We start from the raw sequence: 21456 nt of genomic DNA, 5'->3' as shown, positions 1-21456 counted from the left end.
CTGCACCCTCGCTGCTTCGCGGAGCATCCATCGCATCATGAAGCGCCAGCCGGCGCGGGCAGGCGGGTGGTGCCGGTGCGGCTGGCTGGTCCCGGCGACGATCCGGTGATCCCAGGCCCCGCCGGCCTCCATCGCTGGCCCGCCCGCTGCGGCGGCGCGGCCCGGGCGGTCGCGGAACCGCCCTGGCCATCCACCACAGCGATACAGGCCGCGGGCGGAAGTCAGTAGGACACAAAGGGATACTCTCCCTCTGCGCCACCTCGGGCCGGACCCTGTTCCCTTGGCCCGGAAAGCGCAGAAGGGTTAGGGCGATGCCGCGCCGCCGGCGCTGGGCTACCCCGGAATTCCACTCGGGGCAGCGGGGCCGGGCCCGCAGAATGCAGGCCTGCCGGCGGAGCGAGAGGCGCCAGCCGGCGCTGCCAGAGGGACTCAGGACGCGTGAGCCGGCTGACCTTGGATAAGCCGCCCGGGGCAGGCCCTGGGCGGGTCATCGCGGCCCCGGCGGGGCCTGGCCTGCGCGCGGCATGCGCGGCGCGGCATGCCCTTGCCATGCCGCGCCGGCGGCGCCGGACATGACAGCCATCGCCACGGCCCGGGCGCAGGAGCGCGACCTGGGCGACATCTACCTGCGCGCCCTGGCCGGCCTGCTGGTCGGCTATGCCTTCCTCGGCAAGGGCTTCGCCTATTTCGGAATCCCGCCGCTCTTTGTCGGTGAGATGCTGTTCCTCGGCGGCCTGGTCATGCTGCTCCGCAGCGGCTGCCTCCTCGCCACCTGCACCGCGTTCCCCAACCTTGTGCTGCTCATCCTGGCCGGCTGGGTGGTGACGCGCACGGTGCCCTTTCTCGGCATCCATGGCGTCGACGCCATCCGCGACAGCGTCGTTGTTCTTTATGGCGCCTTCGCCTTCGTGGTCTGCTCCCTGGTGATCGAGAAACCCGGCCGGCTGGCCGATGCGCTGCGGTTCCTCGGCACCTTCTCCCTGGCCTTCGGCGCCAGCGGCGGGCTGCTTTACGTCCTGAGCACGACATCGCTCTTCTCGGTCATCACCTGGCCGGATGGCGCGCTCCCCATCATGTCCATCCGCTCCGGCGAGGTGGCATCCCACCTGGCGGGCGCGGCGCTCTATGGGCTGCTGCTGCGCCGGCGCGCCGGGGTCGCCTGGACCGTGCTGCTGCTGCTCGGCATCGGGGCGGTTTCCGCTCAGAGCCGTGGCGGCATGCTGGCGATCATCGTGCCCGTGGCGATCGCCGCCGTGATCTCGGGCCGCCTCGCGCGCCTGACGCGGATCGTGGTTGTCCTCGGCCTCCTCTTCAGCACCAGCCTCGCACTGCAGCTCGAGTTCGAATTCGGCCGTGTTGACGAGCGCACCGGCGGGGCAGAAGCGCGGGTGGTGAGCGCGGAGCAGTTCCTCACCAATGCCCTGAGCATCCTCGACGACCAGGGCCCGGCGGAACTCTCGGGGCCGAAGCAATGGCGGCTGATGTGGTGGGGAAAGATCCAGGACTACACGCTGCACGGACCGTATTTCTGGACCGGCAAGGGATTTGGGATCGGCCTCGCCGAGGATGACGGCTTCGTGGTCTGGGAAGGCGAGGGCCAGACCACCGTGCGAAGCCCGCACAATGCCAATATCACCATGCTGGCTCGCGCGGGCGTGCCGGGGCTGACGCTCTGGATCTTCCTGATGCTGTCGTGGTTCGCGATGATGCTGCGGAGCATGCTGGAGGCGCGGCGGCGGGGCGAGGAGGAATGGGCGAATGCCTTCCTCTATATCGGCTGCTACCTCCTCGGCATCCTGGTCGATTCCTCGTTCGATGTCGCGCTGGAAGGGCCGATGCTGGGCATCTGGTTCTGGTGCCTCTTCGGCCTCGGCGTCGGCGCGTCGCTGGTCTATCGCGCCGCTGGCAGCGAGACGGCCGCACGTCGCTGAAGGCCCGCAACAAGGAGCTGGTAGCGGAGCATGCCGGAACACCTGCATCGGAAAGGCCGCTGGGCCCAGTGGCCATGTGCTGCCGCGGCAGCCATGCTGCTGGCCGGCCCCGCCAGCGCACCGGCCTCGGCGGCCGGCCCCGGTCCGGGCGCGACTTGCCCGGCGGGCGCGATCCCGGTCCGGCCCGGCATGTCGCTGCAATCCGCGATCAATGCCGCGCCGGCCGGGGCAAGCTTCTGCATCGGGGCTGGGGAGCACCGCCTGCAGGCCGCCATCCCCAAGGATGGCCAGCGCTTCCATGGCGAGCCCGGCGCGCTGCTCAACGGCTCCCGCCTCGTCACCGAATTCTCGCGTGAGGGGCGGTACTGGGTGGCGGAGGGGCAGGTGCAGCGGGGCGAACAGCGGCCCGAGGTGATCTGCCTGCCGGGGCGGGAGAGATGCTCCTATCCTGAGGCCTTCTTCCTCGACGACGTCGCGCTGGTGCATGTCTCGCGCCTGCAGGATGTGGCGCCGGGCCGCTTCTTTTTCGATTATCGCAACAACCGTGTCTATTTCCGCGACGACCCCCGGGGCCGGAAAGTCGAGGCAGCCGTCGCGCCCTATGCCTTCCGGGGCGGGGCGCGCGACGTGCTGGTCGAGAACCTCACCATCGAGAAATACGCGCCGCCGGTGCAATACGGGGCGGTCGGCTACAATCGCCCGTCGCCCGGCTGGATCGTCCGCAACAACGAGATCCGGTTGAACTACGGCCTTGGCGTGAGCGTCGGCTCCAACACCCAGGTGCTTGAGAACCATATCCACGGCAATGGCGAGATGGGTGCCGGCTGCGTCGGCCGCGACATCCTGTTCGAACGGAACGAGATCGCCTTCAACGGCTATTTCTCCGGCGTGGACCCCAACTGGGAAGGCGGCGGCGGCAAATGCGCCCTGACGCAGCGGCTCGTCGTGCGGGGCAACCACCTGCACCACAACAACGGCTACGGCTTCTGGACCGATATCGACAATAGCGGCTCGCTCTATGAGGACAATCTGGTGGAGGACAATCTCGCAGGCGGGCTCACCCATGAGATCAGCTTCTCGGCCGTGATCCGGCGCAACACCCTGCGGCGGAACGGCCCCGTGAAGCCCGTATGGCTCTGGGGCGCGGCCATCCTGGTCCAGAACTCGCGGGATGTGGAAGTCTACGGCAACAGCGTGGACATGACGGGACGGGGAAACGGCATCAGCCTGGTGCAGCAGGACCGCGGCGCCTACGTGACGGTCAACAACCATGTCCATGGCAACACGCTGCTCAGCGCCACGCCGGACCATGGAGCCTCAGGCGCGCTGGCGGATCACAACCCGGAAGGGCTGCGGGCCGGCAACAACCGCTTCGATGGCAATCTCTACCGTGTCCGGAACCCCGGAGACGAGCACTGGGCCTGGGTGGACGGCTTCCGTGACTGGGCCGAGCACCGGCGGCGCTCGGGGCAGGACGCCGGAAGCCGGGTGGAGGTGCTGCGGTGACAAGGCCTGGATGAGGCCCTCGGCTGGCCGTAGAGGCCGGCGTGGCTGGCGTGGCGCTGGCCACCATATCTGGAGATTACCGCACCCGTCCGCGCGGCCCAGGCTGCGCGGACGGGTGGATGTGCCGGCCGGGGCCGGCAGGCTTACTTGCGGTGCTGAGCGGCAGCGAGGCCCGGCGTCCCCAGGGGTGAGGCAGGGCTTCCCACGATCTTCACCAGCGCACCCCGGCAGGCCACCAAGCGCGCCATATTGGCGCCGATGGCCATGAGGCAGCCGCCGACGAGGCCGAATTGCCCGACCAGCAGCCAGGCGAGAACAACCGCCGCCAGCAGGCCGACCGAGTTGATGAAGGCTGCGAGGCGCAGCGCCACCACGCCGTGCAGGAAGCTGAGGAAGATATCCGCCACATAGCCCAGCAGGGCGCCAACAACGAGCAGCCGCAGGACCGTGGCGAGATCGGCGTAGCTGGAACCGGCGCCGTAGAACAGCCGCAGGATCGGCTCCGGCACGGCGAGGACGAGCGCCGCATAGCCCAGGAAGAAGGGCAGGGCGAGATAGGCATAGGAGCGCGCCGCATGCCAGGCCTCGGCCGGGCCCTGCCGGTGCGCCCGCGCCACGGCCTGCGGGATGATGTTCCCCAAGCTGATCAGCAGCGGGTTCGCCATGTTGACGACGTTGGAGGCGGCCTGCAGCGCGGCGGCGGCGGCGATCCCTCCCTCGAAGGCCACCGCCCAGGCCAGGATCTGGCCGCGCAGTTGCGACAGGATGCCGTTCACCAGCGACCAGCCCGCGCCGAAGGCCCATGCCTCCGCCGCCACCCGGCGCAGCGGCAGCAGGCCGCGCAGCGGCAGCCTGAGCTGCACCCACTGGACGCCCACCGCGAGGAGCGAGGTCGCCGCCATGCCGAGATAGACATTGGGAAGGGTCAGCGCGCCATGGATGCCGAGCCCGATGACGATCAAGCCCTGGCCGACATAGCTGATGCTATCACCAAAGATCGCTGCCTGATGCCGGAAGGTGGAGAAGAGGCTGCGCCGCGTCGCCTCCTGCAGATGCCAGAACACGAAGCACAGCAGCGCGGGCAGTGCCAGCTCCGCACGGCCGAAGGCGATCAACGCCGGGACCAGCACCAGGCCGAGGACCACTGCCAGCAGCAGGGTCAGCGCCAGGGTGGAGCGCATCAGCACCGCACGCTCCGCCTTGCTGTCCATGGCCTGCAGCCGGACGGAAAGCGGGTAGAGCAGCAGCGCGCTGCCAGGAAGCTGCAGCGTCAGCATGCCGCCCAGCAGCACGGCGAAGACACCGTACTCCGCGGCCGGAAGCTGGCGCGCCAGCAGGAGATTGACGAGGAAGGTGCCGCCGCTGACCACCATCTGGTCAGCCATGGTCCAGGAGCCGCGGTGCAGGATCTGGCTAATCCGCATTGACCCGCTCCGCCGCCCTGTGCCGGACGGCTTGCTGCCCGGACTTCAACCCCAGCACGCGGCAATAGCCATCCATCGCCCGCTCCGCCGCATAGTCCCAGGTGAATTCGGAGGCGACACGCGCGCGCGCATTCTCCCCCAGCCGCCGCAAATGGCTGGGATCGGCTCCCAGCCGGTCGATGGCGACCGCGAGCTGCGCGGGGTTGTTGGGCTCCACCAGGGCGCCACAACTCTCGTCCACCTGATGCGGGATGCCGCCGACGCGCGTGGCCAGCACGGGCCGGCCATGCGACATCGCCTCCAGCACCACCAGCGGGAAGGTGTCCGCCAGCGTCGGAAAGACGAAGAGGTCCGAGCGCCGGAACATCGCGGCGACATCGTCGTCGCCCACGCGGCCGGTGACGATGATCTCCTGCCCCGGCCCGCAGGCGCGCAGGTAGCGCTCGTAGTCGATCGTGTCCCGCCGCTCGCCGCCGACGATCAGCAGGCAGGGGCGTGGCAGGCGGGTGATTGCCTCGAGCAGCTGCGGCAGGCCCTTGTTGGGCGTGTGGTTCGCCAGGAACATGCAGGTGATCTGGCCCGGCCGCCGCTCCACCGGGATGCCAAGGCGGCGCAGCGCCGCCGCATCCGCACCCGGCGCGGCCGGGGCGGGCAGGGGCACGCCGTTGCAGACGATGTCCGGGTCCCCGCGGAAGCCCATGTCGCGGACGATGGGTACATCCGCCGGCGAGAGCGCGAAGACCGCGTCGGCCTGCCGCACCACCCGGCTCACCGGCCGCACCACCAGGTTCTCCCAGGCGAGGCGCCGCAGCCGGTCGAAGCCGTAGATGCGGGAGCCGTTCGCCACTTCGTTGATGCCGTGGGTGGAGACCACATAGGGGATGCGGCGGGCGATGCAGGCCTGCGCCACCCGCGCCATCTCCAGCGCCGGCAGCGGATTGTGCAGGTGCACGAGGTCATAGTTGCCGCGCGCGACGATCTCGCTGAGGTCCGAGCGGTAGAACAGCGTGCTGTAGCGGTCCGCCAGCCGCGACCAGGGGATGCCCCCCGGCCGCCAGCTCCGCACCGGCACCCGCCGCACCCCGCCGGGCGCGAAGGAGGCGGTGCCGGCCCCCGCGCCGTTCATCATGCTGGCGACGGAGATGTCGCAATGGGGCGCCAGGGCCGCGCTCAGCTGCTCGGCGGCACGGGCGCCGCCGCTTACCGACAAATGCGGCGGCACCACCACCGCGGCAAGGACGCGGATCACGAGACCACCTTGCTCTGGTACCGCTCCAGCAGCCAGCCGGCGAGATCCGCATTCTCCCACATCTGCGCCAGCACATCATCGAGCGTCTGCTGCGGCTGCCAGCCGAAGAGCTCCCCGATCCGGCGGTTGTCGGCGCGCAGCACGGGGCGGTCCACCTTGCGGACGCGGCCTTCGTCCTGCCGGATCTCGAAGTCGATGCCGGAAACCCGACGCAGCTTCTCCACCACTTCCGCCACCGAGTAGGCGCGGGAGGTGCCGAGATTGACGACCGCCGTCTCGCCCGGCTCGACCGCCTCGCCCAGCGCCACGGCCTCGAAGCCGCGCGCGGCATCATCCACCGCGATATAGTCCCGTTGCGGCGAAAGATTGCCGAGGTCGACAACGCGGCGGCCGGATTTCAGCTGGGCCATGATCTCGGGCAGCAGATGCGGATTCGTCTCGCCCGGGCCAACAACATTGAACAGCCGGACGATCACCGCCCGCAGCCCGCGCTTGGCCGCGATCATGCGCACGTAATGCTCGGCATGCAGCTTGCTGAAGCCATAGATGTCGCTGGGCCCGAGGGCGGAGTGATCCTCGTGGTGCGGCATCTCGTCCGGGCGATAGACCGCGCCGGTGCTGGCCAGCACGAAGCGCGAGCCCGGCGGGCAGGAGAGCAGGAGGTTGAGCGTGCCGAGGACATTCGTGTCCACCGCCAGCGCCGGCTGGTCCTCGCATTCGGGGATGTAATGCAGCGCGGCCAGATGGACGGTGACATCGGGCGCGAAATCCTCCATCAGCCCGGCGACTTCCTCGCCCTTCCTAATGTCGCAACGGTAGAGCTGCAGCTCCGCCCTTTCTTCGGGCGTGAACCTCCACGGGCCGTAGCGGAGGCTGTCGGCGACACCGACCTCGCCGCTCCGCCGTAGCCGGCGCGTAAGCTGACGCCCCACATAGCCGTTGCCACCCGTGACCAGCATGCGTGCATGCGTCATTTGCTATGTCCTCTCACGCAGGGAAGGCGAGCGCAGCCCGGTATGCCTGGCCATGCGCTCGTACAGACGGCGCTCCCTCACGTAGAAGGAGCAGTCGTCGAAGAGGTTGAGGCGGCGGTGCCGGCGCAGGTCCACCCGCGTCAGCACGACACCATCGACCACCAGTGAATTCTCGCTCATGCGGCGGAGCGCCGCCTCCACGACCCGGCGCCGCGTATGGGCCCAGCGGGCGACATGGATCACCACATCCGCCTGGCGGCCCAGCACGAGGCTGTCGGCCACCAGCATGACGGGAGCGCCTTCGAGGATAATGAGATCGAAGGACTTCCGGGCTTCCTCGAGCTTCGCCTCCAGGGTCGAGATGGCGAAGTTGCTGGTGATGGGCGCAAGGCCGCGCCCGGCCGTGTCGCTGTCGGCTTTCGCGCTCGGGCGCGAGGATGCCTCCTGGCCTTGCTCCCGCAGTGGCGCACCCTCCACAAGTAGGACGCGCTTGCCGGCGGCGGTCAGGGAGCGGGCAAGCGCCCGGCACAGGGTGGACTTGCCTTCTCCGGCGATGGAGGAGGTCACCAGCACCGTCCGGCAGCCATGCGCGCTGTTAAAGAGCCCGGCGCCGGCGCCGACGGAGAACACAGCCTCCTCGAAGGCCGCATGACCCTTGGTGATCCGCGCCGCCCTGGAGAGGGAGGGCATCGACACCTCCGGCACCATCGCCAGGCAGCGTGTGCCGGTGCTGGGGGAGATATCGCTGCTGGTGCGCAGCCCCTGGTCGCGGCGCTCCAGCAGCAATGCGCTGGAGGTGCCGACGCCGAGCCCGCCCAGCAGCCCGAGGGCGAGCACCAGGAAGGGCCGCGGAAAGACCGGAACCTGGTCCGGCTCGGCCGGCAGGATCAGGGAGGCCGCCACAGGCCGCAGGTCACGCGATGCCAGGGCTTGGTCGTAGCTCTGCTCCAGCGTCGCCAGCCGGTCCCGCGTCGTCTGCACTTCCCGCACCAGGACACGCAACTCGCCTTCATGCGACTTGCTGTCGAGGAGCGTGCGCTTCAGCGCCTCAAGGCGGCGGCTGAGATCCACTTCGGTGTCGCGCGCCGCGGCGAGATCGCCGGAGATGACCCGCACGGTGCGCCGCAGCTCAGCGTCGATGCGCCCGCGCAGATCCGCGATGCCCGCCTGAAGCTCCAGCACGCTGGGATGGCGGGCGCCGAAGCGTAGCTGCTTCTCGCCCAGCTCCCGCCGCGCGGTGGCCTCACGCTCCAGAAGCGTCGAGATTAGCGGGGAACTTTGCAGATCCGCCGCCGAGGGAAGCTGGCCGGAGCGCATCATATCCTGCACGCGGGCCAGCCGGCGTTCCTCGTTGATGCGGGCGAGGTTGGCGGCGCCAAGCTGCGCCGTCACTTCCTGTAGCTGCTGCTGGGACACGGTCGCCGGCGCGCCGCTGTCGGACGCGGAGCCGAGCATGCCGGTACGCTCGCGGAATGCGGCGACCTGTGCCTCGGCCGCGCGCAGCGCCGTTGTCATCTCCTCGACACGACCGGCCAGCCATTCTGCGCGCCGCCGGGCGGGGTCGTGCACGGAGACGCTCTGCCGCGAGAGGTACTCCTCCGCGACGGCATTCGCGACCCGGGCGGCTACTGCGGGGTCATAGGATTGGTAGGAGATGGTGATGAGGTAGGAGCGGCTGTCCGGCGCGACATTCAGCCGCTGCATCAGGTCGCGGACAGCTCGTTCCCGCGCATCATCCTGCGTGGGCCCAGTGGGCGCGTCGGCGTCCTCCGCCTGGATGGCGGGCTCCGGGCGATGGCCCAGCAGCTGCCGCCGGACCCAGTCCAGCTCGTGCAGCATGGCGTTCCGCACCACCGTCAGGCGGGACTCCTTGCTGGCGTAGCGGGGGTCGGATGCCAGGCCGAGGCGATCGACCACGGCGCGCACCACGGCGCGGGAGCGGGCGATTCGCGCCTCGCTCTGCGCCACCGCGTTCAGGTCCACTGCCACGGCCAGGGCCTGGTCGGGGCCGGAAGCGGGTTCCGGCCGCTGCAGGTCGAGCTTCACGACCGCCTCGGCGGCGTATCGCTTCTCGAGCTGCGTCAGCACGCCGGCGGCTACCAGCACCGAGAGCGCGGCTGCCGAGACGATGAGATAGCGCCGCCGCCACAGCGAGAGGATTGTCGCGGCAGCGACATTCTCCCGATATTCGCGGGCCGGCAGCGCCGGCAGACTTTTTCCGAGTGATGTGTCGAAGGTGAACCGATCCACGTGGCTCATGCCCCTGCTGCAGACCTTGGCTGGCGGGCGGTCACCCAACCCCTGAGGCCGCATTGTGCGGACGAGGGCGTGATCTCCTCGAATGGAATTTGGAGGTATTTGCTTGGCCTTTGGAGCACGGGCCGCCTACCTCTTCTGCGCAGCCCTGCAAGGGCAGAGGAGTCGCGCGATGCCGGTGTTCCGCAAGTGATGTGAGCCGCGAGTTTACTCAGAACTAAATTTTGCTGATGAGAACAGGAAGTTTTCAGTAAAGTCGGCATGAAACTGCTGCCTTGCGAATCTCTTGGGCAAGGCGCTTTTTCGCTGCGAAGCCGGCACGATTTGCACGTTTACATCAAAACAGTGACTAGGTTGCAAAGCGTTGCCGTTATTCGCACGCAGCTGGCGGAACGCCTGCTGGCAGCCTGCTTCGAAGCAGCGGAAGGCCGCACCGTAGCATGACGCGGCCCGATCAATCCTAATCCAGGAAGCGAACAGAATATCTCGTCACCAGGCCTTCGGACTGACCTTGCCCATTCGGGGAAGACTGCTGCGGCACTGGCGAAAGTGGAGGATATCCGTCTGCGCCCTACTGTCCTTGGCCTTATGGCTTGTACCGGTTGCGAACGGGTCATGAAAGCGGAGGCAGCTGGGAAGCCCCATGGTACCGGCGCACAACGGATCAGCGTTCGACAGGGTTGCGGGGAGCCCCATCAGCGGATGGGCAGCTCCGTCACGCGAACAGACTATCGCGTTCACCTGCCGGCCGGCGGCCGAATGGATACCCTTGCCTTCCGTAGCGGACCTTCCGCGGAGACCCGATCATGGCTGACACCTCCACGAAGGTTCTGGAGGCGCCTGCCGCCGCCCCGCTGGTGAAGCCCGCGGCCTCGGCATGGCGCCGGGCCCGCATCCCCGGCATCAGCGTCCTTGTGCTCGCCCTGGGCGATGTCGTGGTGGTCGAGGCCGCAGTCCTGGCGGCGTCGGTGCTCGTCGCCTTCCTTGACCCGGCCGCCGGGTTGCTGGGGCCGTGGCATCCGCTTCTCGGCGCCTCGGCCGCGCTGGCCGCGATCGTGGTGAATTCGTCGCTCGGCCTTTACGACACCGCCGGAAGCGGGCCGATCGAACGTTTCCGCCTGCGCGTGATCGGTGCCGCCTTGCTGCCCTGGCTGGCGCTGGCCCTCGCCAGCCTGACGGGGCGGGAAGCCCTGCCTTCCTTCCTGGTGTTTGTGCCGGCGGGGATTCTGGCGCTTCCCTTGATGCTGCTGTGCGAGACGCTGCTCCGGCAGTACCTCATCCGGAGGTCGGCCTGGGGCCGCACCGCCGTGCTCATCGGCTCACGCAGCGCCACCGCGCGGCTCGCCTCCCAGTTGGCGGCACGACCGGAGTTCGGCCTGCGCCCTGTAGGCTATATCGCCGAGCCGGAGCCGAACGGGGAGCCGCATCCGCTGACCCGCCTCAGCTCGCCCGCCGCCGCCGAGCATCTGGCGGGCTCGGCGGAAGTGGCGATCATTGTGCTGTCGCCTGGCCTTTCGCCCCCCGACCCCACGCGCCTGCCCTTCCGCCGCGTCATTGTCCTGCCGGATCTTAGCGGCGTACCAGCCCTCTGGCTCTATCCGCGCGGGCTGGGCGACGCATCCGGTATGGAATTCTCCAACCCCGCCCAACGGGACCTGGCATCGCTCGCCAAGCGTGTCTTCGATCTCTGCATCGCTGTGCCGGCGCTGCTCGTCAGCCTGCCGGTCATCGCGATGCTGGCCGTCGCGATCAAGGCAACCAGCCCTGGGCCCGCTTTCTATGTGCAGCGCCGCGTTGGGATGCAGGACGGCTTCGTTCCGGTGCTCAAGCTCCGGACAATGCATGTGGATGCCGAACAACGTTTGCAGGACCTTCTGGACCGCGACCCCGAGGCCAGGCGTGAATGGGAGCGCTGCGTCAAGCTCTCACGCGACCCGCGCGTATTGCCCGTGATAGGCCCCATCCTGCGCCGCACCAGCCTCGACGAGTTGCCACAGCTCTGGAACGTCGTGCGCGGTGACCTCAGCCTTGTGGGGCCGCGGCCTTTTCCCGCCTACCACATCGACCGGTTCGATCCTGAGTTCCAGGCGCTGCGTGCCAGCGTAAAGCCCGGCCTGACCGGGCTGTGGCAGATCTCTGAACGCAGCGACGCCGATCTGCAGCAGCAGCAGGCGATCGACACCTTCTACATCCGCAACTGGTCGCTGTGGCTCGACCTCTACATCGTCATCAACACGCTTCCCGCCATGCTGAAGGCGCGCGGGGCCCGCTAGGGAGTTGCCCGGAGCGCGGGCGGATTTCTGGATTCAATCGAAGGAGACAGCAGATGACGTCACTCAGAAAGCGCGTACTGGTCACAGGCGGGGCCGGGTTCCTCGGATCGCACCTCTGTGAGCGCCTCTTGCGGGACGGCCATGACGTGCTTTGCGTCGACAACTTCTTCACCGGGCGCAAGACCAATATCGCTCATCTCATGGGGCAGCCCCGGTTCGAGGTGATGCGCCACGACATTACCTTCCCGCTTTATGTGGAGGTGGACGAGATCTACAACCTCGCTTGCCCCGCCTCGCCCGTGCACTATCAGTTCGACCCGGTGCAGACGACCAAGGTGAGCGTCATCGGCGCCATCAACATGCTGGGCCTGGCCAAGCGGGTTGGCGCCCGCATCCTCCAGGCTTCCACCAGCGAGATCTATGGCGACCCGACCGTGCATCCGCAGCGGGAGGACTACCGCGGCAACGTCAATCCCCTGGGCCCGCGTGCCTGCTACGATGAAGGCAAGCGCTGCGCCGAGACGCTGTTCTTCGATTACGCGCGGCAGCACCACGTCAAGATCCGCGTTGTCCGGATCTTCAACACCTATGGGCCGCGGCTGCATCCGAGTGATGGCCGCGTCGTCTCCAACTTCATCGCGCAGGCACTGCGCGGGGAAGACCTGACGATCTACGGCGATGGCAGCCAGACCCGGGCATTCTGCTACGTGGATGACCTGATCGACGGCTTCGTCGCCATGATGGAGGCGGATGATTCGGTGACCGGGCCGGTCAACCTGGGCAATCCGCACGAGATTCCGGTTCTTACCCTGGCGGAACGCGTGGTGGCGCTGACCCGCTCAAGCTCCGGCATCGTGCGCCGGCCGCTGCCGCAGGATGATCCTGTGCAGCGCTGCCCGGACATCACGCTGGCCCGGGGCCTGCTCAACTGGTCTCCGAAGGTCAGCCTCGATGATGGCCTGCGCAGGACCATCGCCTACTTCCAGGAAGAGCTGGCGGAAAAGAGCGGCGTGCAGGGCGAGAAGGCGAGGCGGATCTACGAGGCCGCCCTGGCGCCTGGCGCCCATCCGATCATCGCCGCGCCTGTCGTGGGCCTCCAGCCCGGGGCCGGCGTGATCTTCACCAACGGTGCGGAGGCCGCGCCGGCTGGTGTGCCGCTGAAGAACGGAAACGGCGCCGGCAAGATCGGCATGTGAAGGCCGCGTCAGCGGATCTTATTGGGGACCATGATATGACCGTTGCAATCGTTACCGGATCAGGCGGCCTCGTTGGCGCGGAATGCGCCCGGCTGTTCTCCGAACGCGGCCTCGATGTCGTCGGCATCGACAATGACATGCGGAAGTACTTCTTTGGGGAAGCCGCGAGCACGAACTGGCAGGTGGATCTCCTGCGCGCGGCGCAGCCGAACTATACCCACCTGCATGCCGATATCCGCGACTTCGAGGCGATCGACGCCGCTTTCGCGCGTTACGGGCGCGACATCGGTGTCGTGATCCATTGCGCTGCGCAGCCCTCGCATGACTGGGCGGCGCGGGAGCCGATCACGGACTTCACCGTCAATGCCAATGGCACGCTGAACCTGCTGGAGGCGACGCGCCGCCATGCCCCCGACGCCGTGTTCATCTTCGTGAGCACCAACAAGGTCTATGGTGACCGGCCCAACTTCCTGCCGCTGGTCGAACTGCCGACCAGGATGGAACTGGACCCCAGCCATGAATGGGCGGAGTTCGGCATCCCGGAGCAGATGTCCATTGACGCCACGCTGCACAGCGTCTTCGGCGCCTCCAAGGTCGCCGCGGATGTCGTGGTGCAGGAATACGGCCGCTACTTCGGCATGCGCACCGCCTGCTTCCGCGGCGGCTGCCTGACCGGGCCGGGCCATTCCGGCGCGCAGCTGCATGGCTTCCTGGCCTATCTGATGAAATGCGCCGTGACGGGCTCGCCCTATACCGTCTTCGGCCATCAGGGGAAGCAGGTTCGCGACAACATCCATTCCAGGGATCTGGCGGAGGCCTTCTGGTGCTTCTTCCGCCGCCCGGCCAGTGGCGAGGTCTTCAATATCGGCGGCGGCCGCCATGCCAACTGCTCGATGCAGGAGGCCATCGCCATGGCTGAGGAAATCGCTGGCCGCCCGATGAGCTACAGCTACAGCGGCGAGGCACGAACCGGAGACCACATCTGGTGGATCAGCGACGTGCGGAAGTTCCGCAACATGTATCCCGAATGGAACTACCGCTACGGCATCCGCGAGGTCATGGAAGACATCCATGCGGGTCTGATGGAGCGCCTGGGCGAGGCGAGGCCCAGGGAAGTGGCGCCGGCGGGCTGAGGCAGGGCGAGGCGTGGCCACATACGGCGAAGGTATGCCGGCAGGCGCAGGCGCATCCGCGCAGCACCGGCGAGATGTCATGGACAGAAAGAGCGTCTTGAAGATCAACGGATACGGCTATCGGACCCCGGCATCATCGCGGGGACAGCTTGCTGCCCAATCCCGCAGTGCCTGCTGCCCAAACATCCCTCAGGAGGAAGGCTGACATGAGGATCGCCATTATCGGAGCCGGCTATGTCGGCCTGGTCACAGGTGCCTGCCTGGCCGATTTCGGCCACGCCGTTCGTTGCGCTGACAAGGACCCCGCCAAGATCGACGCCTTGCAGCGCGGCCGGATTCCCATCTACGAGCCGGGCCTTGACGACCTGGTGGCGCGGAACATGGCGGAAGGGCGCCTTTCCTTCGGCAGCGACCTGTGTTGGGCCGTGGAGGGCGCGGACGCGGTGTTCATCGCCGTCGGCACGCCGTCGCGGCGCGGCGACGGGCATGCGGACCTGACCTATGTGTATCAGGCGGCGCGTGGCATCGCGCAGGCCCTGAAGGGCTATGCCGTGGTGGTGACGAAATCCACCGTGCCGGTGGGCACCGGCGATGAGGTGGAGCGCATGATCCGCGAGGCGCGGCCGGATCTGCACTTCTCGGTCGCCTCCAATCCGGAGTTCCTGCGCGAGGGCGCGGCCATTGAGGATTTCAAGCGGCCGGACCGCATCATCATCGGCGTGGAGGATGACAGTGCCCGCGCGGTGATGGCGGATATCTACCGCCCGCTCTGCGCCGGGCATGCCCCGCTGATCTTCACCACGCGCCGCACCGCCGAGCTCACGAAATACGCGGCGAATGCTTTCCTGGCCACGAAGATCACCTTCATCAACGAGATCGCCGATCTCTGCGAGATGGTAGGCGCGGATGTCCGCGACGTGTCCAAGGGCATTGGGCTGGATACCCGGATCGGCCAGAAGTTCCTTGATGCCGGGCCTGGCTTCGGCGGTTCCTGCTTCCCGAAGGATGTCTCGGCGCTGATCAAGACGGCCCATGATCATGGCACATCGCTCCGCATCGCGGAGACGGTGGCGGAGGTCAACGAGCGGCGGAAGCGGGCCATGAGCCGCAGGGTCATCGCGGCCTGCGGCGGCAGCGTGCGCGGCAAGACCATCTGCCTGCTGGGCCTGACCTTCAAGCCCAACACGGACGATATGCGCGACTCCCCCGCGATCGCCCTCGTCCAGGCGCTGGAAGACGCGGGCGCCTGGGTCCGCGCCTATGATCCGGAGGGGATGGAGCAGGCTGCCCTGATCCTGAACGAGGTCGAATATGCCGGCGATCCCTACGAGGCCGCGCTGGGCACCGATGCGCTGGTCCTCGTCACGGATTGGGACGTGTTCCGCAGGCTTGATCTGAAGCGACTGCGCGATGGCATGCGCTGGCCCATCATGGTGGACCTGCGGAACATCTATTCGAGCACCGAGGTGGAAGCCGCAGGTTTTCTCTACACCTGCATCGGCAATGGCCGCTCACGGCCCTTGCTGCCCTTGATCGCCACGAGCTGAACGGCTTCTGCGGGCAGGGACGTGGTGGGTAACCACACGTTCCCTTGCCGCGCCATGATATGCGGCTGGACAGACGGGCTGCGATCTGAGCCGGTGGCTTCAGGCCAGGAGGTTCAACGGATGCTGAACCGCAGGTCCAGGGGCGCTTGCGGCCTGCCCGGGCGGGACGGCCCCCGTGCCAACTGAGTACGGGGCAGCTCGGAGGAGGGCGTTCGGCGGCTCGCTTCGCCGCCCGGCTGCCTGCGCTGCCAGAAGGCCGCGATCTGCTCGACAGGGTCGCGGGAGCCGCGCGGCCTTTCCTGGGGCGTGGCGGCGATCTGGCCTGGGCGGCCGCCGTCGCCTTGCGCCTGGGTCCAGGCCATGGCTACCCGTTCACGCTGGATATCGACCGGCGACCGCGGGCTGGTCCTGGACCAGGCGGCCAGCACACGGTCGCGATAGGCCTCGGAACGCCCTGGCGTCGCGGAATGGTACCGCCCGATCGCGGCTTCCCAGCTCCCGCTGCTGTCGCGCAGGCGGGCCAGGAAGCGTGCGGCATAGCGTGCGTTGATTGACGGGTCGAAGGCATCGCGGAGCGAGGGGAAGGCGTCGGGATGATGCTGGAGGTTGACCTGCATGCATCCCACGTCGATCGACCGGATGTTCCGCCCTTGCAGCTCCTGCACCGCCGCGACGGCTTCCTCGCGCGTGTTGAACACCATCGGCACGCCCTCGGCATTGATGGTCCAGGGCCAGGGGATGGTGGCGCCGGATGCCGGGTCGCGCCGCCCGGATTCAACATGCGCTATGGCGAGCAGCACGCCCTGCGGAAGCTCGGCGTCGATCTCCGCCGCCATGGCCGCGGGCCGGCACAGCTCCTCCATCTTCCTGGCCGAGGGTGAGGCGAAGGCCGCCTCCGGCACAAGCATCACGGCGAGCATGGCGAGGCCGCGGCGCCAATGAGGGGCCGGGGTTCCCGGACATGCCCGCGCCATGGTCAGAAACGCCGCTCGAAGACGTTCACGACATCGCCGGGCTGCAACAGGGCGGAGCGCTCGGCGCGGTATTCATGCGCCTGGCCATCCTCCCCGATCCGGGTCAGCCCGACATAGTCCGTGACGGCGCGGTAGTTGAAGCCGCCGACGACCGCGACCGCCGAAAGCACCGTCATTCCTGGCTGATAGGGTGTCTGGCCGCCGCGCTCCACCATGCCCAGCACGAAGACCGGCCGGTAGGTCAGGACCTCCAGCGCCACCGAAGGGTCGTTGAAGAGACCGCGGGAGCTGAGGGTTTCCTCGATCTGCCTCGCGGCCTGCTCGGTGGTGCGCCCCTGCACCGGCACCAGGCCGACGAGGGGCAGGGCCACGGAGCCGGTATCGGAGACACGGAAGTCGCCCGTGAGGCGTGGATCATTGAAGACGGTGACACGCACCTGGTCCCCCGCGCCCAGCCGATAGGGGCCGGCCGGCTCGGAAGGCAGGGGCGGCAGGTTCGCGCCCATCGAGGTGCATCCCCCCAGCACGACGGTGATGGAGAGCGCCGCGCAGAGCGCCGCCCGGCGGCTCATCGAGGAAAGCGGCGGGATGCCACGTTGGCGTGGTCGGACGTGCATATTTCCTCCATTTGCCTGATCAGGGCATGCGGTTGTCCCGCCCTGCGGCGAAGCTCCGGAATGCGTGCCGCCGGAACCGAAATGGCTCCGGAGGCGGTTGTGCCAGACGGGAATGCGCGGCGGGCTCACAGCGTGAACCTCAGCCGCAGCAGGAACAGGTTCTGGTCGAATTCCTGGATGCCGGCCGACGCCTGCAGCCGCTCATAGCGCTGGTAGCTGGCCAGCATGGACACGCGGCGGTTGAAGAAGACCTGGGCGGAGAGGATGCCGACGGCATCGGTCACACTCTCGTCCGGACGGTCGTAGTTCCGGCGTTCGCCCCGCAGCTCCGCGCTGACAATGACATTCCGCAGCAGCTCATGGTCCACGTTCAGCCGGACCAGCGTGCGCGTGTAGCTGACATTGGTGGCGCGCGTGGATTCCTCGATGCTGCGCTGCGCTGTCAGCGTCACGGTGGTGAGTGGCGAGGGCAGGTAAAGGAGCTGTCCCTCGAAGGCGGGGCTGGAGCGGTCGCGCAGCACAGGGTCCTCGTAATCCCGCTGGCGGTAGCCGACCGCGACGCGGAAGCCCCAGAGCCCGGTCAGGTCATAGCGGAGGCCGGCCAGAACTTCCCAGGTCAGGGAGTCGCGGTTCTCCAGGCCTTTATGGAGGTAGGAAATATCGGTGACGCGGGTGATCATCATCACGTCGCGCCCGGGCAGGAAGCTGTAGGCGGCCGTGGCTTCCCCGGTCACCCGGTCATAGTCGCGCCCGTCGCCGAAGGTGCGGCGGGGGAGGAAAGCTTCGTCCCCGTTGTAGCGGACGGTCCTGTATTCCGCCGACCCACCGAGTGTGATCCGGTTGAAGGCGGCGATGCCGGAGGCCTGGAACACGTCGGAATCGAAAGGGAGAGGCCGGTTCAGCGTGCTCTGCTGCACGTCGAAATCCGTCACTTCCAGATGGCCGCGGATATGGGAGTAGCCAAGGCTAACGGAGGATGCGCGTCCGATGTCATAACGGCCACCCAGCCCGACCTGATAGTCGGTCCAGTCGAGGCTGCCGGCATCGGGGTGACGCCGCGTGGCCTGGGACGCCGTCACCGACACGGCATGCCGCGTCCAGTCGCTGGAAAGGGAGAGCCGGAGGGCTTCGTCCAGGAAAATGCCGGTCAGCCGCTCCGGTGCCGTGGGGGCGAGATTGTCGCTGTAGCCAACCCCTGCATCGACGTTGCCGTCGAGCCTGAAGCCGCCCAGCCGCACGCCAGCAGGCGCATAGTCCGGGCGCAGCCGGCCGGTGACGGTGGGTGAACGCACGACGACATCCGGCAGGCTGGTCTGCGCCACGGCCGGCAGGGACCATGTCGCGATGAAAGCAGCGGCGGCCACGGCCCCTGCGCTGCTCCAGCCTGAACTGACCGGCCTGGGTGCCGGCATAGGGTCCGCGTCCGGCGCGGCGAGGCGCCGCATTCGTCGTATCTTCCTGAGATTACGGGATATCATCGGCAATCATGTATCCATTCCCTCGGACCGGCGCGCCCGCACCCTGCGGGCTGGTTCCGGCGGCGCGGTTCTCTGGCCCGGGCTCGCGGTCGCGCCAGCGCGGGGCGGCGATGCGCTCGACATTCACCTCGGACGACAGGGACAGGGCCTGCGAGCTGGCGGCATCCTGCTCGTCTGCCAGCCAGGACGGCGCGGCCCCGTCCTCGGCGGCCCGGGCGGTGGTCAGCAGCTTGCTCTCAGGTGCGTTGTTCAGCGCCCAGATGGCCGCCTGGGTGCGGTTGGCCAGCCGGGTCTTGCGCAGCAGCGCCTTCACATGAACCTTGACTGTCGCCTCGGAAATATCGAGGTCGCGGGCAATGGCCTTGTTGGTGAGGCCATTGATCAGGCATTGCAGGATCTGGTGCTCCCGGCACGAAAGCAGGGCACTCTCACGCGTCGCCTGCCTCGGCATGACTTCGACCGGCGAAGGCGGCGGCAGGGGCGGAAGAACGGGCGGGGCAGCCGCCTCGGCACCATTCTGATCCTGCAGGAACAATGGCCGCGTCAGCTCGGCTGGCATGATGCATTTGCCGAGCAGCACGAGTTCCAGCGAACTCCGCAGCACATCGATCGAGATGTCCCGGGAAAGGATGGCCTCGATGCCCGCCTGCATGATCTTCAGCTTCGTCGAGGTGCGGCGGCAATTGGCCAGCAGCACCGACTTGGCGAACGGAAACCTCCTGTGGATGGCTTTGATCTTGTCGAGTTCCTCCTCGACATCGTCATCCGCCTCCAAGTTGTAGACGACCAGCGACAAGGGGCCATCCAGCATCTTGTCCTGGAGTGCTTCCTCCAGCGTCCTGCCGGCCCCGACGATCTTATAGGTGGTCGAGGTAAGCAGACGCTGCAGGGCGTCCAGATAAAGCTGCTGGGGACTGACGACCGCGACCTGCGCTTGAGGTCTCACGGCTGCGGCGCTGCTCTCGGCTATGTACACGATGATCTCCCTCCGAGGCGTTGAGACGGGCAAGCCTGGCAAGAAAAATCAGAGGAGCGCCCAAGAATGCCTGCCAGAGCTGCATTCTCCTGTAATGAAAATTCGAGTAAAAATTCCCGTCATGGTTGTGTAACTCTGCGTTTGGTAAATCATGGACCTCGTGTCCACTCGAAGGTTCTATGAATTCCATCACCATTACTGAATGATGCATAGACAAAACAAACTGGCGCTCAGATCCCGCACGGGAAGTTGAACGGCCATGGGATCAACCCGCGGTCGGGTGGCTTGTTGTAGGCCGATTTGAAGTGGGGGCAGCGCCTGAGCCTGGTGGCGCCGAGCGGTGGGCTTGCCTTACGCGGCGCGCCGTCCGTCAGCCGCGCCGGCTATGGCGGCGGCGGCGGAGGCGCTTTCGCCGGGAAAGGCCTGGGCGAAATCTGTATGTTCTGTAATGGCCCATGATAGCCGCAGGCAGCATCACGAGAGATCGGCAGCCTTCCCGCCAGTGGTACGGGCAGGTGGCCGTCACGGCCTGGCGGGGCGCCGCGCGGCCTGCCGCGCAGCGCCCGTTCCAGGCCGCCGTATCGTCAGGCGTAGCCCAGGTGCTTCGGGGCAGGCGCGTTCGGCGGCGGCGCCCGGCGCAATCCGGCGGCCTGCAGCAGTAGCAAGGTAATATAGAGGGGATTGAGGAAGAGGTAGCGCCGCCACAGCCGCCGAGGCTCGCTGGCCAGTCGGAACAGCCATTCGAGCCCGCGCCGCTGCATGGCCGGCGGCGCCTGCGGCAACCGCCCGGCATGAAAGTCGAAAGCGGCCCCAACGGCGAGCATAGGCATCGGAATCAGGTCGCGGTGCTCATAGAGCCAAGTCTCCTGGCGCGGGCAACCGAGGCCGACGAACAGGATGCGCGCGCCGCTCGCGGAGAGCGAGGCGGCGATCTCGGCCTGCTCGGCCCTGTCCACGCAACGGAAGCGGGAAGGGACCATAGCCACGATCTTCAGCCCCGGGATGCGCTGCAGAAGCTTCGCGCGAAGGTCGTCCAGCACTTCCTGCCGGCTGCCGTAGAAGGCGACAGGCAGGCCCTGGGCGGCGGCCATCCGGCAGACCCGTAGGGTCAGTTCCGGCCCATAGACCCGCTCGGAAAGGCCGGCACGGAACAGCAGGTTCAAGGCCCAGCGGACGGGCTGCCCATCCGGCACGACCAGATCGAGCGCGTTGAGCCTGTGCCGGTGTTCGGCATCCAGCGCGCCGGTCATGACGCCATGCACCGCCAGCGCCGTCACCGTCAGCGGCTGGCCCGCGAGCGCTGCCTGCCGCACGGCCGCGCAGGCACGTTCGTAGTCCGTCGCGGCGATGCGCACGCCGAGCACCTCGTGGCGAAGCGGCGCCGCGGCGGGTGCGCTTCCCTTCCTCTCGCCGTGAAGCGGCACGGACATTCCCTGCATTGGTCGCTCCTCGTCCTTCCTCGGTCGTGCCGGGGAGCTTCCCACTGCGCGGGCCTGCCCCTGGCGCCAGGCAGGGGCCGCCTGCCGCTGTCAGAGCGTGAAACGCGACAGCCGCCGTCCGGAGACAGGCAAGCCATCCGCATCCTGCCCTCGGGGTCCAGGCGATGTTCCGCCCGACCTCGAAGCCTTTCTTCGCTCGATCCTTTCCGGCTTTAGCATGAGGGCGGCGCGCCATGATCAGGCGCAATGGGAGTACCCCCGTTCCCCTGGCGCGCGGGGCCGCTTGCCGCGCCCGGCAAGGCGTCTTCCATGGGATATCGCAGGCCCGGAGAGCGGCGGCGGGGCTCCGCCAGCTTCCGCCTGGGGAGCGGCGGAAGCTGGCGGCCGTGCCGACGGTCTGGCCGGGGCGGGCGGGGGCGGCCCTCCCCGCAAGGCCGTCTGAAAGCGCCAGACCGTCATCTGTCCTGCCGCCGGGGCGCGGTG

At 67.9% G+C, this 21456-nt stretch carries 16 protein-coding genes; 7 read left to right on the top strand and 9 right to left on the bottom strand.

All coding sequences use genetic code 11. The annotated features are described in order from the left end of the window. The first annotated feature begins 572 nt into the window (after positions 1 to 572). Complete coding sequence (locus tag EBE87_RS21770; protein ID WP_147425962.1) at positions 573 to 1931, top strand: O-antigen ligase family protein; 1359 nt, start codon at positions 573 to 575, stop codon at positions 1929 to 1931. Positions 1932 to 2120: 189 nt separating this feature from the next. Next, a complete protein-coding gene (locus tag EBE87_RS21765; RefSeq protein ID WP_158600821.1) occupies positions 2121 to 3437 on the top strand; it encodes a right-handed parallel beta-helix repeat-containing protein in 1317 nt (438 codons plus the stop codon). A 143-nt stretch (positions 3438 to 3580) separates the two neighbouring features. Here the strand turns inward: EBE87_RS21765 and EBE87_RS21760 are convergent, their stop codons facing one another. The 4 genes from EBE87_RS21760 to EBE87_RS21745 are packed head-to-tail and all read right to left on the bottom strand — an operon-like array spanning position 3581 to position 9343. Then, entirely contained in the window at positions 3581 to 4861 is a 1281-nt protein-coding gene (locus EBE87_RS21760; RefSeq protein ID WP_120637138.1) for a lipopolysaccharide biosynthesis protein, read from the bottom strand. Continuing rightward, a complete protein-coding gene (locus EBE87_RS21755; RefSeq protein ID WP_120637139.1) occupies positions 4851 to 6110 on the bottom strand; it encodes a glycosyltransferase family 4 protein in 1260 nt (419 codons plus the stop codon). Before EBE87_RS21755 ends, EBE87_RS21760 begins: the two co-directional genes overlap by 11 nt. Next, positions 6107 to 7084, bottom strand: a complete 978-nt coding sequence (locus tag EBE87_RS21750) for an NAD-dependent epimerase/dehydratase family protein (protein ID WP_120637140.1) — start codon at positions 7082 to 7084, stop codon at positions 6107 to 6109. Before EBE87_RS21750 ends, EBE87_RS21755 begins: the two co-directional genes overlap by 4 nt. Positions 7085 to 7087: 3 nt before the next feature. Then, positions 7088 to 9343, bottom strand: coding sequence for a GumC family protein (locus EBE87_RS21745; protein ID WP_158600822.1), 2256 nt, complete (start codon positions 9341 to 9343; stop codon positions 7088 to 7090). A gap of 258 nt (positions 9344 to 9601) precedes the next feature. On the opposite strand from EBE87_RS21745, the gene EBE87_RS29870 reads away from it, so the two are divergent. The 5 genes from EBE87_RS29870 (at position 9602) to EBE87_RS21725 (ending at position 15489) form a co-directional block, all read left to right on the top strand. Beyond that, positions 9602 to 9784, top strand: coding sequence for a hypothetical protein (locus tag EBE87_RS29870; RefSeq protein WP_158611662.1), 183 nt, complete (start codon positions 9602 to 9604; stop codon positions 9782 to 9784). A gap of 362 nt (positions 9785 to 10146) precedes the next feature. Continuing rightward, positions 10147 to 11613 carry an exopolysaccharide biosynthesis polyprenyl glycosylphosphotransferase gene (locus tag EBE87_RS21740; RefSeq protein WP_120637142.1) on the top strand — a complete coding sequence of 489 codons (1467 nt, stop codon included), beginning with the start codon at positions 10147 to 10149 and terminating at the stop codon, positions 11611 to 11613. 53 nt (positions 11614 to 11666) lie between these two features. Beyond that, positions 11667 to 12809, top strand: a complete 1143-nt coding sequence (locus EBE87_RS21735; RefSeq protein ID WP_120637143.1) for a UDP-glucuronic acid decarboxylase family protein — start codon at positions 11667 to 11669, stop codon at positions 12807 to 12809. Between the two features lie 35 nt (positions 12810 to 12844). Then, the gene (locus EBE87_RS21730; RefSeq protein WP_120637144.1) at positions 12845 to 13942 is read left to right on the top strand and encodes an NAD-dependent epimerase/dehydratase family protein; all 1098 of its coding nucleotides are present in this window, start codon (positions 12845 to 12847) and stop codon (positions 13940 to 13942) included. Between the two features lie 206 nt (positions 13943 to 14148). Then, positions 14149 to 15489: a UDP-glucose dehydrogenase family protein gene (locus tag EBE87_RS21725; RefSeq protein WP_120637145.1), complete on the top strand. Its 1341-nt coding sequence runs from the start codon at positions 14149 to 14151 to the stop codon at positions 15487 to 15489. 113 nt (positions 15490 to 15602) lie between these two features. On the opposite strand, the gene EBE87_RS21720 is transcribed toward EBE87_RS21725, so the two are convergent. The 5 genes from EBE87_RS21720 to EBE87_RS21700 form a co-directional block, all read right to left on the bottom strand. Then, on the bottom strand, positions 15603 to 16409 hold the full coding sequence (locus tag EBE87_RS21720) for a lytic transglycosylase domain-containing protein (RefSeq protein WP_158600823.1): 807 nt from the start codon (positions 16407 to 16409) through the stop codon (positions 15603 to 15605). A 56-nt stretch (positions 16410 to 16465) separates the two neighbouring features. Continuing rightward, positions 16466 to 17080 (bottom strand): polysaccharide biosynthesis/export family protein, encoded by a 615-nt coding sequence (locus EBE87_RS21715; RefSeq protein WP_120637147.1) that lies wholly within the window; start codon positions 17078 to 17080, stop codon positions 16466 to 16468. A 125-nt stretch (positions 17081 to 17205) separates the two neighbouring features. Then, complete coding sequence (locus tag EBE87_RS21710) at positions 17206 to 18444, bottom strand: outer membrane beta-barrel protein (protein ID WP_158600824.1); 1239 nt, start codon at positions 18442 to 18444, stop codon at positions 17206 to 17208. A 100-nt stretch (positions 18445 to 18544) separates the two neighbouring features. Next, entirely contained in the window at positions 18545 to 19576 is a 1032-nt protein-coding gene (locus EBE87_RS21705) for a response regulator transcription factor (protein ID WP_233560148.1), read from the bottom strand. A 542-nt stretch (positions 19577 to 20118) separates the two neighbouring features. After that, entirely contained in the window at positions 20119 to 20973 is an 855-nt protein-coding gene (locus EBE87_RS21700) for a WecB/TagA/CpsF family glycosyltransferase (RefSeq protein ID WP_233553085.1), read from the bottom strand. Positions 20974 to 21456: the final 483 nt, after the last annotated feature.

Origin of the sequence: Teichococcus wenyumeiae (assembly GCF_003696345.1) — a bacterium.
Classification (GTDB): Bacteria; Pseudomonadota; Alphaproteobacteria; order Acetobacterales; family Acetobacteraceae; genus Pseudoroseomonas; species Pseudoroseomonas wenyumeiae.
The sequence above is the reverse complement of the archived record's forward strand: the minus strand, read 5'-3'. Positions and strand labels throughout refer to the sequence as shown.

What these genes read in the sequence shown, in the direction of transcription:
- EBE87_RS21740 (WP_120637142.1), top strand. Translation starts at nt 10,147, where the DNA reads ATGGCTGACACCTCCACGAAGGTTCTGGAGGCGCCTGCCGCCGCCCCG.
- EBE87_RS21725 (WP_120637145.1), top strand. Translation starts at nt 14,149, where the DNA reads ATGAGGATCGCCATTATCGGAGCCGGCTATGTCGGCCTGGTCACAGGT.
- EBE87_RS21770 (WP_147425962.1), top strand. Translation starts at nt 573, where the DNA reads ATGACAGCCATCGCCACGGCCCGGGCGCAGGAGCGCGACCTGGGCGAC.
- EBE87_RS21765 (WP_158600821.1), top strand. Translation starts at nt 2,121, where the DNA reads ATGTCGCTGCAATCCGCGATCAATGCCGCGCCGGCCGGGGCAAGCTTC.
- EBE87_RS21730 (WP_120637144.1), top strand. Translation starts at nt 12,845, where the DNA reads ATGACCGTTGCAATCGTTACCGGATCAGGCGGCCTCGTTGGCGCGGAA.
- EBE87_RS21715 (WP_120637147.1), bottom strand. Translation starts at nt 17,080, where the DNA reads ATGCACGTCCGACCACGCCAACGTGGCATCCCGCCGCTTTCCTCGATG.
- EBE87_RS21760 (WP_120637138.1), bottom strand. Translation starts at nt 4,861, where the DNA reads ATGCGGATTAGCCAGATCCTGCACCGCGGCTCCTGGACCATGGCTGAC.
- EBE87_RS21750 (WP_120637140.1), bottom strand. Translation starts at nt 7,084, where the DNA reads ATGACGCATGCACGCATGCTGGTCACGGGTGGCAACGGCTATGTGGGG.
- EBE87_RS21745 (WP_158600822.1), bottom strand. Translation starts at nt 9,343, where the DNA reads ATGAGCCACGTGGATCGGTTCACCTTCGACACATCACTCGGAAAAAGT.
- EBE87_RS21720 (WP_158600823.1), bottom strand. Translation starts at nt 16,409, where the DNA reads ATGCTCGCCGTGATGCTTGTGCCGGAGGCGGCCTTCGCCTCACCCTCG.
- EBE87_RS21735 (WP_120637143.1), top strand. Translation starts at nt 11,667, where the DNA reads ATGACGTCACTCAGAAAGCGCGTACTGGTCACAGGCGGGGCCGGGTTC.
- EBE87_RS21700 (WP_233553085.1), bottom strand. Translation starts at nt 20,973, where the DNA reads ATGCAGGGAATGTCCGTGCCGCTTCACGGCGAGAGGAAGGGAAGCGCA.
- EBE87_RS29870 (WP_158611662.1), top strand. Translation starts at nt 9,602, where the DNA reads ATGAAACTGCTGCCTTGCGAATCTCTTGGGCAAGGCGCTTTTTCGCTG.